The organism is Chromohalobacter sp. 48-RD10, from assembly GCF_029889785.1.
Classification (GTDB): Bacteria; Pseudomonadota; Gammaproteobacteria; order Pseudomonadales; family Halomonadaceae; genus Chromohalobacter.
The window spans coordinates 515,943-531,935 of sequence record NZ_JARANX010000001.1; the positions used below are offsets into that span (position 1 = coordinate 515,943).

Here is a 15,993-nt window from a genome sequence, read left to right on the forward strand (position 1 = left end):
GTTTGGTGATGTATCAAATGAAGCGAATGGCGCGTCGTGTTGCTTGGGTGACAGCGTTGGGCGTGGTCGCGCTGCCTTGCGTGGCGCAGGCGGATTGGCAGCTCGATCCGGAGAAATCACGCGTCGAGGCGACGATCACCGAGATCACCTCATCCGGCTCAGAGGTGGCGCATCGTCACGCGTTGAAGCGCATGAATGGGCATATTACGGAAGATGGCACGCTACGCTTGCCGGTGCGGCTCAATCAGACCGACATCCTCGATCAGCTGGGCGAGTTGCCGCCGTGGATGGAGAGCCTGTCGGATACCAAGCTGACCACGGTGGTCACACAACTCGATCCCCAAGTGCTCGATGACCTGCCCGTGGGCGAGTCCCGTACCAAGACGCTGATGCTCAGCGTAAAGGATGGCGATGCGTCGCAGCAGGAGCCGCTGAAGGTGCGTTTCACGCGTGAGAGTGAAGGCGCGATTCACGTGCGTAATGCCGAATCGGTGTCGCTGGATGGCCGCGCGATCATGCAGAACCAGACCGCACGTACCGTGCTCGGGCTACTCGGCTATCAGCAGATCGATGACGAGGTGCCGGTCGAGCTGGATGCTGTATTAGTGGACCGCTAAGCGATGCCCGAGGTATGCGATCTCCCCGCCGGTTGTCAGAGCTGGCAAACCCAGTGGCCTTGGCCGCGCCCGCTGGCGGGCGTGGCCTGGCGCGGAATGAATTTCACGGCGCCCTCGGTGTGCGAAGCGGACTTTGCCACCCGAGGCATCGCATTACCGGCACAACTGGCTACGGCCATCGCCAAGCGCCGGGGTGAATTTCTGGCGGGGCGGCTTTGTGCCCGGGAGGCACTGTACGCCGCTACAGGGCGTGGCGAGGTACCGGGAATTGCGGACGATCGTGCGCCTTGCTGGCCCGAAGGCACGCTAGGGAGCATCACCCATAGCAGCGGTTTCGCCGCCGCCCTGGCGGCGCCGCGTGGCGTATGGCAAGGATTGGGGCTCGATGCGGAAACGCCATTGAGCCCCGCGCGCGCCGAGCGCTTGGCGGCGCAGATTCTCACCCCAGAAGAACGCGCGTGGCGTGATGGCCTCGACCGTGATGCCCAGGCACTGTTCACTACCCTAGCGTTCTCCAGCAAGGAGAGTCTCTTCAAGGCGTTGTATCCCTTGATCGGCGTGCGTTTCTACTTTCAGGACGCCACGCTCGTCGAGTGGCATCCCGCCACGGGGCACATCACGCTGCAATTGCGTCGCACCCTCTGCGACGGCTGGACGGCGGGCGTGACACTCGAAGGTCAATACACCGAGACAGCCTCACGCGTGTTGAGCCTGGTGGCCATTTCTACCAGTGCCGACCAATAAACGCTCGGTTTTCTCTTATACCAAGATATAAATAATAATCATTTTTATTGAGTTTGCATTACCATTCTGTACCCTATTCCCCGCTTGAGAACAACTCTCATTACCAAGGGGATACTAATGAAAAAGACACTTACATTCGGCCTCATCGCGGCGGCCGGTGGCTCGGTGTTGCCTGCTCTGGCACAGGATACGCAAGACACCATGGTGGTGGTCGGCGCGCGCACGCCCACGGAAATCAGCCAGATTCCCGGCGCGGCATGGGTGGTGGATGAAGCCCAGCTCCAGCAGCAACTAAACGCGGGGCAGTCCTTGAAATCGGCCTTGGGGCGGCTGATTCCTGGCTTCGACTTCGGTTCGAGCACCAATCGCACCAACTATGCACAGAACTTTCGGGGGCGCGATGCGCTGGTAATGATCAATGGCGTGTCACTGAATAGCTCACGCAGCCTGTCGCGGCAGTTCGATTCCATCGACCCGTTCAACATCGCGCGCATCGAGGTACTTTCCGGCGCGAGCAGCCTCTATGGCGGCGGCGCCACCGGCGGCATCATCAACATCATCACCAAGAAGGGCGAGCAAGGTGGTCCGCATTTCGAAAGCGAGCTAGGCCTGACTAGCGGCTTCAACGCCTCGGACGATCTGTCTCGGCGCGCCGCACAATCAGTATCGGGCGGCAACGAGCGCGTACAGGGGCGACTGGCCGTGGCGGTGCAGGAAAACGGCTCGTTCTACGATGCCGACGGGGACATCATCAAGCCCGACATCGCCCAGACGGGGCTTCAGGAAAACCGCTCGGTCGACCTGATGGGCAATATCGAGGCCGAGTTGAGCGATCATGAGCGCCTGGATATCACCGCCCAGTATTACGACTCCGCCTACGTGGGCGACAAGGGGCTCTACTACCCGAATTACGAGAGCGGCGCGACGTATTCGGAAAAAATCCAGGACAGCGAAGTCCGCGAAGGCTACGACTCGGACGTCGATCCCGAGACCGAGCGGCTATATCTCAACGCCAACTACCATCACGATGCCCTGCTCGGCCAACGCTTCTATTTCCAGGCCTATCACCGCGAAGAATCCTCGGTCTTCAACCCGTTCCCCGGCGGCAGTATCTTCACCGTCTCGGAACAGAACACCGACTTGACCGGCGCCAAGGCGGTCTTCACGGCGTCACCGAGCGACCCGTTGAGCGTGACCTACGGGCTCGACGCCTCGCGGGAGGAGTTCGATTCCAAGCGCTATACCCTGGCGCCCTCCGAAGGCGGCCTGGAACTCGACCAAACCGACGTGCTCGATCCGTATTATCCGTCGTTCCAGGCCGACACCCTGGCCGCGTTCGTGCAGGCGGATTATCAGCTCACTTCGAACCTACAGCTGTCCGGCGGCGCGCGGGTGGAGCAAACCGATGTCGAGGTCGAGCCTCAGGGCGGCAACGACGGCGGCTCCAACGACTACGACGTCTCGCTGTTCAATCTCAAGGCGCTCTACGACTTCCAGAACGGGCAGCAGACCTGGCTGGCGTATACCCAAGGCTTCGAGATCCCGGATATCGCCAAGGCGTATCGCGGCGTCAGCTTCGATATTTCCGACAACCCCGTGGACGGCATCAAGACCCAGCAGCTCGAAGCCGGCTGGCGCCTCACAGGACGTGATTGGCAATCGCAGATTGCCGCGTATTACAGCTGGTCGGACAAGGCAATCGACTATCTCTACAGCAACGATGGGGATCTCGAGATCGGGGTGACCACCATCGACAAGGACGTGAGAACGTACGGCCTGGAAGGCAAGGTCGAACGCTTCGTCGGCGCCAACTGGCTGTTCGGTTCGGCCTTCAACTGGGTCAAATCCGAGGAGAAGGTCGGAGGTGAATGGGTCGATACCAGCGTCACCGAGGCCAGCCTGCCCACCGCCACCCTGTATGGCGAATGGTCGGACGTCGATACCCGCGCGCGCCTGCAGGTCAACCGTGCCTTCGGCATCGACGACGCATCGGGCAACGAAATCGACGGCTTCACCACGGTCGACGCCACGGCCAGCCAGGACACGGCCTTAGGTACCTTCAGCCTGGGCATCGAAAATCTGCTCGACGAGAGCTACGTGACGATCTGGGGGCAACGCGCCGCCGTGTTCTATGAAGCCTATGACGCGCAATCCCTGTGGGATCTTCAGGGACGCGGGCGCACCTATACCCTGACCTGGTCGCACGCTTACTGATAACTACACCTACCTTTGCATCGCCTTCACCATGCAACGCCCATTATTGAAACGGGCGTTGCATGCTTCCCCTCGCCTTACTCTTTGTCTCCCCCTAAGACGGTACCGTCTCGAGATTTTTGATAACCGTTCTTATTTGAATTACGATTGCGCTCTAAGATTCTCCCGCTTGGGGTTCACCTGTAATGTTCAACGTCGACGCTGCCAGCTTCGAGGTCAACGGCCAGTGCCTATTGCACCCCACCGACCTCGCCTTCGAGGAAGGCAAGGTGTATGGGCTGATCGGCCACAACGGCTCGGGCAAGTCGACTTTGCTCAAGCTCCTCGCGCAGCAGCAGGCCCCGAGCCGAGGCGAGATCCGCCTCGACAAGCGCCCGCTCGCCGATTGGGGAACGCGTGAATTCGCCCGCCACGTGGCGTATCTGCCCCAGCATCTGCCCAGCGCCGACAACCTCTCCGGCCGTGAGCTGGTGGGCTTTGGGCGCTATCCCTGGCACGGCCTGCTGGGGCGTCTCAACGGCAAGGACAAGACGCAGATCGATCGTGCCATCGCGCTGACACAAACCGAGGCCTTCGCCGACCGTCTGGTGGATACCCTTTCCGGAGGCGAGCGCCAGCGCGTGTGGTTGGCGATGCTGCTTGCCCAGGAAAGCCGCTTCCTGCTGCTGGACGAGCCCCTGGCGGCACTGGATATCGCGCATCAGGTGGAAGTGCTGGCCCTGGTGCGCTCGCTGTGTCGCGAGCTGGGTCTGGGCGTTGTCATCGTCCTTCACGACGTCAACATGGCGGCGCGCTACTGTGATCACCTAACCGCGCTGCATAGCGGGCAAGTGCTTGCCCAGGGCGCACCCCGCGACTTGATGTGCGATGCCACGCTGGAAGCCATCTACGGTATCCCCATGCGCGTCATGTCCCACCCCGGCGGGGAGCACCCCATTGCCGTTTTGCACTAGGGAGTCGATGTGAGGCCATTTTGGAAGCGTGAAGGCCTGCGTCGCTCGCGGCTCGTGACATTGCTGACGCTGGTGCTGCTGGTCTGGTCTCACACCGCCAGCGCCGAGACACCGCGTATCGCCACCGTCGACTGGACCATCGCCGAAACGCTGCTGGCGCTCGGCGTGACGCCCGTGGGCGTGGCACAAACGGATGCCTACCGCGAATGGGTGGGAGCACCACCGCTGCCCGACGAAGTGGCCGACATCGGCCTGCGGGCGCAACCCAACCGGGAATTGCTGGCCCAGTTGTCACCCGACCGCATTCTGATCTCGCCGATGTTCAGCACCTTGAAGCCAAGCCTCGAACGTATCGCACCGACGGATACCGTCGCGCTCTATACCCCGGGTAGCGATCTGTGGACGCGACTGAAAAACGCCACCCGCGAGATTGCCGCCATTGCTAACCGCGAGGCGGAGGCAGACACGCTGCTCGCCTGGCTGGACGCCCATCTCGCCCTCTTGCGGCAAACGCTCGCTAGCCAGGAGGTTGACGACCGCCCCTTGCTCGTCGTGCAGTTCATCGATGACCGTCATGTGCGCGTGTTCGGCGAACATAGTCTCTACAACGCTGTCATGGCGCGCCTGGGCCTGGAAAACGCCTGGCAGGACGCCACCAATTACTGGGGCTTCGCCACCGTGGGCCTGGAAGCATTGGCCAAGCTCGATGATGCACGCCTGGTCGTGATCGAGCCAATGCCCGTCGGCGTCGACGAACGCCTCGCGTCGAGCGCCCTGTGGCAGCACTTGCCTTCCGTACGTCGCGACGACGTGCTCACGCTGCCACCGGTATGGAGCTTCGGCGGTGCCCCCTCGGCGGCACGCTTCGCCGATCACCTGAGCCAGGCGCTCATCGACGATGCAAAACCGCCGACCCATGAGGCGCCCGATGCGTGACTGGATCTCCCGTTCCTTGCCGTTCCCGCATTTCGTGCTGACCCCCGCGCGGCTGTGCACGCTGCTCGCGCTGGTGTGTCTCGTCCTGAGCGGCCTCTCGTTGGCGACGCAACTACCCGTCGCGCAGTGGTCGCAGGCACTGTTCGTCCCCGATGAGGACAACATCGACCAGTTGCTGACGCACTACAGCTGGCTGCCGCGCTGGACCATCGCCCTGCTGGCCGGTGGCGCCCTGGGCATCGCCGGGGTCCTTATGCAGCAAGTATTGCGCAACCCCTTGGCCGCACCCACGACCCTGGGTGTCGCCACCGGGGCGCAACTTGCCTTGTTGCTCGCCACCCTGTTCGCACCGGGGCTGCTCGTTCTCGGCCGTGAGTGGGTGGCTGTGGCGGGCGGCGGTCTGGCCATGGGGCTGGTGTTCGCGCTGGCCTGGCGACGTGGTCTCGCACCCATGGTGGTGGTACTCGCGGGGCTGGTGGTCAACCTTTATCTGGGCGCGGTCAGCACCACGCTGATCCTCTTCCATCAGGAAGAGCTGCGCGGCCTGATGGTGTGGGGCGCGGGCTCGCTCTCGCAGAACAGTTGGGACGGCGTGCTCTACCTGCTCCCGCGATTACTCATCGCGCTTGCCCTGGCCGCGCTGATGCTGCGTCCGCTGGCGATTCTCGAGCTCGACGACGTCAACGCACGTAGTCTCGGTGTCTCGCTCAAGCACCTGCGCCTGATGAGCCTGGGGCTGGCGGTCTTCATCACCGCCTGCGTGGTCAGCGTGGTGGGCATCATCGGCTTCATTGGCCTGGCGGCACCGGCCATCGTCCGCCTGCTGGGCGCGCGCACGCTGCCCCAGCGCTTGCTGTGGGCACCGATTTTAGGCGCCTTGCTGCTGACCACGACCGATCAGCTTTTGCAGCGCTTTTCCAGTGCACTCCCCACGATGATTCCCACTGGCGCGACTACCGCCGCCCTGGGCGCGCCGCTGCTGTTATGGTTGATTCCGCGTCTCAAACTGGGGGGCGACCGCCCGCATGCCGCGCCCATGCTGACGGCGCCGCGTCGTCGGCATCCGATGCGCCTGCAGCTGGTACTGGGGTTGTCATTGCTGGTCGCGCTCGCAGCATCCCTGCTGCTCGGCCAGGACGCTCAAGGCTGGGCCCTGCCCTCGTGGTCGGTGTGGCAAGCCACCCATGAATGGCGCTTGCCGCGTACCCTGGCGGCGGCGGGTGCCGGGACGCTGCTGGCCCTGGCCGGCACGCTGATCCAACGCGTCACCGGCAATCCCATGGCCAGTCCAGAAGTCGTCGGGATCAGTGGCGGCACCGCCATCGGCCTGATCGGCGTGGTCATGTTCGTGCCCGGTGTGGGCCTGCCGATGCTACTGATCGCCGGCACCCTGAGCGCCTTGGTGACGCTCGGGGTACTGCTGCTGATCAACCGCCGCAGCGGCTTTCAACCGGAGCGCGTGCTGCTAACGGGGATCGCCATCACCGCCCTGTTCGACCCCCTGCGCAGCATCGTGCTGGCCAATGGCGACCCGCGCACGCAGCAACTGCTCGCCTGGATGTCCGGCTCGACCTATTACGTCGATACCGCCCTAGCCGTCGCCGTGGCGGCCAGCGCCGTGGTACTGACGCTGGCATTGCAATGCCTGGCGCGTTGGCTGGACCTGTTGCCGATGGGCAACTCCAGCGCCCGCGCGCTGGGGGTCAACGTCGACCGGGCACGTCTTTCCTTGCTTGGCGTCGTCGCCCTGCTCACCGCCGCCGCCACCCTGGTGGTCGGACCGCTTTCCTTTGTTGGCCTGCTCGCACCGCACATGGCACGCCTGCTGGGGGCATCGCGGGCACGCACTCACCTGCTCGCCGCCGCCTTGCTGGGTGCGCTATTGATGGTCCTCGCCGACTGGCTGGGGCGTCAGTGGTTGTTCCCGCAAGAGATCCCCGCCGGCCTGATGTCCTCGCTGATCGGCGGCGCCTACTTCATGTGGTCGCTGAGGAAGCTCTAGGGAAAGATGGAAGATGGAAGATGGAAGATGGAAGATGGAAGATGGAAGATGGAAGATGGAAGATGGAAGATGGAAGCCAATAGTATCGGCACGTGAAGTATGACGATCAAACAAAATGGCCCGGTAGATCCCGGGCCATTTCCTTACCTTCTCTCTTTCTGACTTCTTATAACTTGACGCTTACCAACGATACTTGAGGCTGCCGATCACGCTGCGTGACTCGCCGTAGTAGCACCAGGAATCACACCCGCTGATGTAATCTTTATCGGTCAGATTGGTGACATTGACCTTCGCCGTCCAGTCGGGGGTGATGTCGTAACTGGCCATGGCATCATAAACTGTATAGGAAGATACCTCGTCGTCACGATTGGGATCAGCATTGACGCTTTCACCCACGTAACGCGCACCAGCGCCAACATCTAGCCCATTAAGCGCACCATCCTCGAAGCCATAATCCAACCACAGCGAGGCTTGGTGACGCGGCGTTAACCCCGCGCGAAATTCACCACGTTCGGGATCTTCAATGGTGGTATCCAAGTAGGTGTAAGCCGCCGTCAGCTGAAGCTGCTCGGTCAGATAGCCCACGCCTTCCAGCTCAAAACCTTGTGAATGACGTTCGCCGCCTTGTGACTGAATGAACTGATCGTTCGTATAAAGCGTATTGGTTTCCTTGAGATCGAACACAGCGGCGGTCATATAGCCATCCAGCCAGTCGGGGGTGTACTTGATCCCGGTTTCCCACTGCTCGCCTTCACTCGGCTCGTAAGCTTGTCCTTCCGGACCGCGCCCAACTTGCGGGCTAAATGACTCGCTATAGCTCAAATACGGCGAAAGTCCGTAATCGCCCAGATACATGACACCGCCACTGAACGACAGCTGGTTCTCGGTCTCATCATAATCATTCGCAGAGGGGTCCTCACTATAACTTTCCACGCTGGCCGAGTCGTGGCGCACGCCCCCCAGCAGAATCCAGCGATCGCCTACGCGCAGTTGATCTTGGATATAGACGCCGATCTGCGCTTTTTTCTCTTCGGCATGATACCGCAAGTTCCCTGGCGAATAATTGCCGTACTCAGGATCGAACACATCAAAACCTGAGAAATCCCCCGTGCCATCACCATTTTGATAATCGACATCGAAATTTTGGTAATCGACACCCAACAACAGGGTGTTCTCGGTGTTCGCGGTAAACCACTTGCCTACCAGACGGTTGTCCACTGTAAAGGCGTCGTAACTACCATCACGATATGTCAGATAACGGCCTACCGTACGACCGTCTGTGTTGAGCATCGTATCCGGTGACAATGACCGCAGAGTGAGATCCATGCTGTTATAGCGCAGGTTCTGCTGGAATTCCCAGGTGTCATCGATCTTGTGCTCGAGCTCATAACCCAAGGAGATTTGCTCACGTTCCTGACGCTCGTAATCCGGCTCGCCCAGATTGGTCTCGCGGTCGATACGCCCGAACTCGGTCCCTTCCAAGGAGCCATCTACCGGACGGAAGCCCTTGCTCGGCGTGCCGTGGTCCTTCATATAACTGGCCATGAAGGTCACGGAGGTGTCGTCGGAGAGATCCACAGCCAAGCTCGGCGCCAAATACACGCGCTGGTTGTCGGTGTGGTCCAGCGCTCCATCGCCCTCGCGGAATAACCCGACCATGCGATAGCGCATGTCGTCGGTACCCGCAACCGGACCGGAGGTATCAATGCCCACTTGACGGTGGTCCTTGTTGCCGCCCTGAATCTCGAACTGGCCCTGCTTTTCTTCGGTGGGACGCTTGCTGACCGCGTTCACCACACCTCCTGGAGGCGCCTCGCCGTAAAGGATCGACGCGGGCCCCTTGAGCAGATCGACGCGCTCCAGACCGAAGGGCTCGGTCACCCACCAGAAGTAACCGCCTTCGCGGAAAAGACGCAATCCATCCTGATAAGTCGAATCCTCACCGCTGAAGCCGCGGATGTTAAACCAATCGACGCCGTTATCAGTGCCGTAAGGCGCCGACTGCACCCCGCTGCGATAGCGGAAAGTCTCGTCGTAGCTATTAACGGCGCGTTTATCGAGTTCATCGCGACCGACTTCGGACACGGAGCGCGGCGTTTCCATTGGCGGCGCGGCAACTTTCATTGCCGTGGCTGTAACCACCACGGTATCGGATTCTTGCGCGTTGGCATCTTGTGCCTGCGCCGCCAGCGGGCAGCTCAGCAGCAACGTTGCCATGGCCAGGCGATGTGCAGGGGATGACAACACGTTGATCGGCTGCGACGAGGAGAGGGAGCGGGACATGAGGTTTCCTTGTGACGTTTTATTAGCAGACGGCAGGGAGCACGCGTCAAGCAAAGCCTATCGCATATGATAAGAATTGTGATTTGTTTTCACAATGACGAACGTTCAACGCACGCCCTGCCCCCTTCGCGCATTGCCTGTATAAGCTCTCGATCGTGCCACTGTGCCGCAGCCAAGGCGTCGAAATTCCCCCAAGAGAAAACGTGGCATGACGCCCCTCCTCCCCGGATCATGCGATGCATCTATATTGCAAATAAAAAGAATTATCATTATCATAAAGATTCAAAACCCATAACAGCAAATCATCACGTCACATCCAGCAAGGGGATATCGGTTACCATGCAAGCCTTCCAACGACCACGACATAGGCAGCTCTCACTGCTCCCATTGGTGCTCGTCTCTGCTCTGCCGGCCACGGCACTGGCCCAAGCCTCCACGAGCACGGAATCGCAAGATGCCAACGACCAGGGGCTGGATCCACTGGTCATCACCGCGACCCGTAACCGCAGTAGCGAAGGCGAGACCCCGCAGAGGGTCACCGTCATCAACCGCGAGCAGATCGAGCAGCAGTTGGCGATCACTCAGGATCCCGGCCAGGTACTCAGCAACCTGATCCCCTCCTACTCGCCCAGCCGTCAGAAGCTATCCAGTGCAGGCGAAACCTTCCGCGGCCGCTCGCCGCTTTTCATGATCGACGGCGTGCCACAGTCCAACCCACTGCGTAATGGCAGCCGCGCCAGCTACACCATCGATCTCTCCATGGTCGAGCGAATCGAAGTTATTCATGGCGCCAGCGCCGAACAAGGCCTGGGCGCGACCGGCGGCATCATCAACTACGTGACCAAGCGCCCCGAAGGCGCCGGGGTAAGCCAGCATGTCGGCGCCAGCCTGACCAGTGACGACGATTTCGAGTCGGAAGGTTTCGGCCACAAGTTGGACTACCGTCTCAGCGGCCAGACCAGTGATTGGGACTATATGTTCGCCGCTAGTCGCCATAAACGTGGTGTCTTCTACGACGGCAACGATGACGAAGTAGGCATTGCCTATCCCGGCGAGTCGCAGAACTCCGAGAGCTATGACTTGATGGCCAAGGCGGCCTACTGGATCGACGACAACCAGAATGTCGAGGTCTTGATCAATCGCTTCGAGCTCGAAGGCGAAGGTGACTACGTACCAGTGGCCGGCGATCGTGACGCCGGCGTTGCCACCACCGCACGCAAGGGAGATCCGGATGGCGATCCTGGTTATAACAAGGTCACCACTGCCCAGTTGTCCTACGAGAACCGTGACTGGCTTGGCAATGAGTTGAATGCCCAGCTCTATACCCAGCGTTTTCGTGCCCAGTTCGGTGTCAGTTCCGGCTCATTCCCCTACCCGGACGACGCGGGCAATATCCTCTATGATCAGACACGCAACGAGTCCGACAAGCTCGGCGCCAAATTCACCCTGAGCCGCGACGAGCTGCTCGACGATCGCCTCAAGCTAACCACTGGTATCGACCTGCTGCAGGATGATACTCGCCAGATGCTGGTCCAGACCGATCGCACTTATGTGCCGGAAACTCGCTTCCGCAATGCAGCAATGTTCCTCCAAGGGGACTACTCCCTGACCGATGCGCTCAGCTTGCATGCTGGGGTTCGCCAGGAATATGCCGAGCTGGAAGTCGACGACTTCTCGACCATCGATCGCAGCAACGTGACCCAAGACAACGTCAGCGTCGAAGGTGGCAAGCCCGACTTCAACGAGACGCTCTACAATGCGGGCATCGTCTATCAGGCCACCGACTGGGCACAGGTCTATGCCAACTATTCCGAAGGCTTCGGCATGCCCGATGTAGGCCGGGTACTGCGTGGCCTCGATACGCCCGGTCAGGGTGTCGACTCTCTGCTGACGCTGCAGCCTCTCGTCACCAAAAACCGCGAGATCGGCATGCGCTTCGACTGGGATCGCTATGGCCTTGAGCTGAGCTACTATGAATCGGACTCTGACTATGGCGACCGCCTCTCCGAGGAAAACGGCACCTGGGTCGTTAACCGTGAAAAGACCGCAATCCAAGGCTACGAGATCACCGGCGATGCCCAGGTGAATGACGCTCACAACTTGCGGCTTACCTACACCCACGCCGAGGGCAAGTCGGACCAAGACGGCGACGGCAGCGTGGATACTAAGCTGACCGGCATCAACATCGCGCCGGACACTCTCAAGCTGGCCTGGAGCGCCGCCTGGAACGAAAAACTCTCCTCGCACCTGCAGTACAGCCGCTACTTCGACCGCAGCGTCGACGATCCCGAGCTCGAATTCGACGGCTACGGCCTGATCGACGCCTCGCTGGCTTATAGCCTGCCAGTGGGCCGTACCAGCCTGGGTGTGGAAAACCTCACCGACGAGGACTACTTCACCTATTATTCCCAAGCGGCCAGGGTCAGCGACGAATATTACTTCAAGGGCCGGGGACGTACTTTCACCCTGAGCTATCAGCTCGACTTCTAAGCAAAAACATCCGACAGATCTGGCTTGTTGAGCGGCGCCTCCATGGCGCCGCTTTTTTGTAGCGCATCATCTTTTACGCAAAGTGTGCCGCAGACGCGCCATCAGCCAACTCGAGAGTCGCCTTCTCGAAATCAATCGCAATTGATAATATTTTGCATTAAAATGCGCATCGTGTCATTATCCTACTCCATGACGCATTCCTCATTAGCGTTATGCTCGAGCGATGCCCTCTGTACTCCCATCAAGTGAGTATCCATGCCGCATGCTACCCAGCATGGCGGAAAGGTACTGTTCAGTGTGCTGCTGGGTACCTTTACCGTCAGCCTCAACAACAGTGCCCTGAATCTTGCCGTCGCCGAATTGATGGCTACCTTCGATGCCAGCGCCACACAAGTCAGTTGGGTGGTAACGCTGTTCATGATCACCATGGGCATGACCATGCCGCTCACCGGCTATCTCGCCGACCGCTTCGGTCGTAAGCACGTCTACCTATTGGGTCTGTGGGGGTTTCTGGCCGGCTCGGCGCTTGGCGCCATGGCCCAGAGCTTGGCTGGCATCATCCTCGCACGCGGACTGCAGGGGGTGGCAGCGGGGCTGATGATCCCTCTGTCTCTGTCACTGATATTCTCCGCCTACCCCAGCGATCAGCGAGGCCGCGCCAGCGGAATATGGGGTTTCGCGGTGATGCTCGCGCCTGCCATCGGCCCCAGCGTCGGCGGGCTGCTGCTAGAGGTCAGTCACTGGCGGGCCCTCTTCCTGATGAACATGCCGTTCGCACTGCTGGGGCTCATGTGCGGCTATCGTTACCTCCCAGCGGAGCCCCCCAATCACCGACGTCGGTTCGACCTGCCGGGCTTCGGGCTGATCACCCTGGGAATGGGCACAGTGCTATTTTCCCTCAGCCGAGTGGAGACGCTGACGGACCTCTTGCGCGTCGAGGCCGTGCTGACGCTCGCAGTCGGCCTGCTGGCACTCGTGCTCTTCGTGCGCGTCGAGCGGCACGCTGACACGCCCTTGCTCGACCTCTCACTGTTTTCCCATCACGGGTACCGGCTCAGCGTCATCCTGGCCTGCTTGCAGTCCATCATCCTGTTCGGCTGCATCCTGCTGGTGCCGCTGTGGATGCAAAATACGTTGGGCTTCGGACCACTGACCACGGGGCTGGTATTTCTGGCCACTGCGCTGGCCGCCGCCGCCTGCTCGCCCATTGCAGGACGTCTGATCGACCGCTATCCGCCACAGTGGTGCATCGGCGCCGGACTGATGATCACCATGATAAGCTTGGCGGGGCTCGCCACTCTGACAAAAGCCACGCCCGTGTGGATGATCGGTGCCTGGATGGGCCTGCGCGGCCTCGGCCTCGGCTGCGCCTATCTGCCCTCCACCACGGTGGGCATGCAGGAACTCCCCGAGCCCAGCGTCGCCCAGGCCTCCGCCATGAACAACATGTCCCGCCGCCTGATCTCTTCGCTCGGCATCGTCGCACTTTCTATCTACTACGATACCGCCGTGCAGGCTTCACTGAGCCAGGGCATTTCCTATACCGAGGCGAGTGCCTCTGCCCTGCACCATGCCTTCATGGCACTGGCGACGATCGCCGCTTGCTGCCTACCGCTGGCCTGGCGACTCGGCCGCGCCGTGACACGAAACGACGCTGCATCGCTAGACGCTGTGTCATCATCTGATCGCGACTCCAATCGTTTCTTGAAGACCGCATCCGCCAGGAGGCCGGAATGAAAGCTCGCATCCAAACCCGGCGACTATGTCTGGCGGCGTTGCTGGCGTCACTCATCCCGATAGCGGCCAACGCCGACGATGCACGCGATGGACGCACCGTCACCAATGCGTTCGGCGACACCCACATTCCCGCTCGCCCGCAGCGTGTCGTCACCCTCTACCAGGGCGCGACGGATAGCGCGGTGGCGCTGGGCATCACGCCGGTCGGCGTCGTCGACTCCTGGCTGGAAAAGCCCATGTATCGCTACTTGCGTGATGATCTCGCAGGCGTGGAGCACGTCGGCCTGGAGACCCAACCCAACCTGGAGAAGGTCGCCTGGCTGGAACCCGACCTGATCGTGGCCACGCGCTTTCGCCACGAGCGGGTGCGGCCGCTGCTGAAGAAGATCGCGCCGACGGTCGCGACAGACACCGTCTTCGATTTCAAGGCCACCCTGAGGCTGATCGCCGAGGCTACGGGACGAGAAGCCCGCGCCCATGAGCTACTCCAAGAGTGGGACGCGCGCGTGGCGGACTTCCGCCGAAGAATCGCCGACAAACTGGGCGACGCCTGGCCACAGAAAGCCGCAGTAGTGCGCTTCAAGAGCGACCATGTGCGCATCTACTCGACGGGATTCGCCGGCTCCATCCTCAATGAGCTGGGTTTCGAGCAACCCGACTCCCTGCACGACCAAGGCTGGGGTATGAAGCTTACCAGTGAGGAAAACATCCCGGTCATGAATGCCGATGTGATCTTCGTGCTACTGGAACCGAACGATCCCGCCATCATGCGGAACTATCAGCATTGGACCTCTCACCCTCTCTGGAAGCGGCTGGATGCCGTGCAAGACGAGCGTGTCTTCGAGGTGAACGCGGTGGACTGGATCATGGGCGGGGGCATCCTGGCCGCCAATGCCATGCTGGATGATCTCTACACGCATTACGGGCTGGATGATCCTCATGAGTTCCCGACGTCCACCACTGCCTGCGCCGATGGAACGTCCATGAAGCCTCTCGCCCACCACGAGGAGCCAAGCGCATGCTGAATCATCGTGCCTCCCGAATCGTGGGGCTCTTGATAGGCCTGGTACTGGTCGCGGCGTCCTTCGCGGCAAGCGTCATGCTGGGCACTACGGATATCGCACCGCCGACTTTCATCCAAGCTTTGGTGCACTACGACCCCGCTCGGGTCGCGCATATCATCATTGTTACGGAACGCCTGCCACGAGCGGTCATCGCCGCCCTGGTCGGCGCCAGCCTGGCCATCGCCGGCGCTCTGATGCAGACCATGACCCGCAATCCTCTCGCTTCGCCGGGTATCCTGGGAATCAACGCAGGCGCCATGTTCTTCGTGGTGATCGCGGTTTCGCTGCTGCCCCTCCACACTCCGGCCGAATATGTCTGGGCGGCGCTGCTGGGCGCCCTGGTCGCGGCCTGTCTGGTGGCCATGCTGAGTCGCGGGCGCCAGGGGGAGCTTTCATCGCTGCGGGTCGTGCTGGCGGGCGTGGCCGTCACCGCCATGTTCGTCTCGTTCAGCCAGGGCCTTTTGATCGTCGACCAGCAGAGTTTCGAAAGCGTGCTCTACTGGCTGGCCGGTTCCGTATCCGGACGCGAGCTGTCGGTAGTGATACCTCTGCTACCGCTCTTCGGCATCGCCCTGCTGCTATGCATGCTGCTGGTCCGCCATGCCAATGCCCTGATGCTCGGCGATGACATGGTCGAGGGCCTTGGCATGCGTCCCGGCATCATCAAACTGTTGCTGGGCCTGGTGGTGATTCTGCTCGCCGGGAGCTCGGTCGCGCTCGCCGGCATGATCGGTTTCGTCGGCTTGATCGTGCCACACATGGCGCGGGGGCTCTTCGGCGTCGACCATCGCTGGCTGCTGCCGGCCTGTGCCCTGCTGGGCGCGAGCCTGTTGCTGCTGGCCGATGTGGCCTCGCGCTTCCTGATGCCACCTCAGGATGTGCCGGTAGGCGTGATGACGGCGTTGATCGGCACACCCTTCTTCATCTACTTGGCACGCAGGAAGCAGGCCTGA

11 protein-coding genes are annotated in these 15,993 nt (G+C 61.1%); 10 read left to right on the forward strand and 1 reads right to left on the reverse strand.

Annotated elements, in window-relative coordinates:
• Nucleotides 1-8 precede the first annotated feature (8 nt).
• From OP496_RS02295 to fhuB, 6 genes are all read left to right on the forward strand, one after another.
• On the forward strand, nucleotides 9-617 hold the full coding sequence (locus OP496_RS02295) for a hypothetical protein (protein WP_280561900.1): 609 nt from the start codon (nucleotides 9-11) through the stop codon (nucleotides 615-617).
• A gap of 3 nt (nucleotides 618-620) precedes the next feature.
• The gene (locus OP496_RS02300) at nucleotides 621-1,361 is read left to right on the forward strand and encodes a 4'-phosphopantetheinyl transferase superfamily protein (RefSeq protein ID WP_280561759.1); all 741 of its coding nucleotides are present in this window, start codon (nucleotides 621-623) and stop codon (nucleotides 1,359-1,361) included.
• A 117-nt stretch (nucleotides 1,362-1,478) separates the two neighbouring features.
• Nucleotides 1,479-3,575, forward strand: coding sequence for a TonB-dependent receptor (locus tag OP496_RS02305; RefSeq protein WP_280561760.1), 2,097 nt, complete (start codon nucleotides 1,479-1,481; stop codon nucleotides 3,573-3,575).
• A 185-nt stretch (nucleotides 3,576-3,760) separates the two neighbouring features.
• Nucleotides 3,761-4,528 (forward strand): ATP-binding cassette domain-containing protein, encoded by a 768-nt coding sequence (locus OP496_RS02310; protein ID WP_280561761.1) that lies wholly within the window; start codon nucleotides 3,761-3,763, stop codon nucleotides 4,526-4,528.
• 9 nt (nucleotides 4,529-4,537) lie between these two features.
• Nucleotides 4,538-5,464, forward strand: coding sequence for an ABC transporter substrate-binding protein (locus OP496_RS02315; protein WP_280561762.1), 927 nt, complete (start codon nucleotides 4,538-4,540; stop codon nucleotides 5,462-5,464).
• Complete coding sequence (gene fhuB / locus OP496_RS02320; RefSeq protein ID WP_280561763.1) at nucleotides 5,457-7,466, forward strand: Fe(3+)-hydroxamate ABC transporter permease FhuB; 2,010 nt, start codon at nucleotides 5,457-5,459, stop codon at nucleotides 7,464-7,466. The genes OP496_RS02315 and fhuB overlap by 8 nt, the downstream gene beginning before the upstream one ends.
• 180 nt (nucleotides 7,467-7,646) lie before the next feature.
• Here the strand turns inward: fhuB and OP496_RS02325 are convergent, their stop codons facing one another.
• Nucleotides 7,647-9,749, reverse strand: a complete 2,103-nt coding sequence (locus tag OP496_RS02325) for a TonB-dependent siderophore receptor (protein ID WP_280561764.1) — start codon at nucleotides 9,747-9,749, stop codon at nucleotides 7,647-7,649.
• 339 nt (nucleotides 9,750-10,088) lie between these two features.
• Between OP496_RS02325 and OP496_RS02330 the strand changes: the two genes are divergently transcribed.
• From OP496_RS02330 to OP496_RS02345, 4 genes are all read left to right on the forward strand, one after another.
• Entirely contained in the window at nucleotides 10,089-12,239 is a 2,151-nt protein-coding gene (locus OP496_RS02330) for a TonB-dependent receptor (RefSeq protein ID WP_280561765.1), read from the forward strand.
• A gap of 255 nt (nucleotides 12,240-12,494) precedes the next feature.
• Complete coding sequence (locus OP496_RS02335) at nucleotides 12,495-13,976, forward strand: MDR family MFS transporter (protein WP_280561766.1); 1,482 nt, start codon at nucleotides 12,495-12,497, stop codon at nucleotides 13,974-13,976.
• The gene (locus OP496_RS02340) at nucleotides 13,973-15,001 is read left to right on the forward strand and encodes an iron-siderophore ABC transporter substrate-binding protein (protein ID WP_280561767.1); all 1,029 of its coding nucleotides are present in this window, start codon (nucleotides 13,973-13,975) and stop codon (nucleotides 14,999-15,001) included. Before OP496_RS02335 ends, OP496_RS02340 begins: the two co-directional genes overlap by 4 nt.
• On the forward strand, nucleotides 14,995-15,993 hold the full coding sequence (locus OP496_RS02345; protein ID WP_280561768.1) for an iron ABC transporter permease: 999 nt from the start codon (nucleotides 14,995-14,997) through the stop codon (nucleotides 15,991-15,993). Before OP496_RS02340 ends, OP496_RS02345 begins: the two co-directional genes overlap by 7 nt.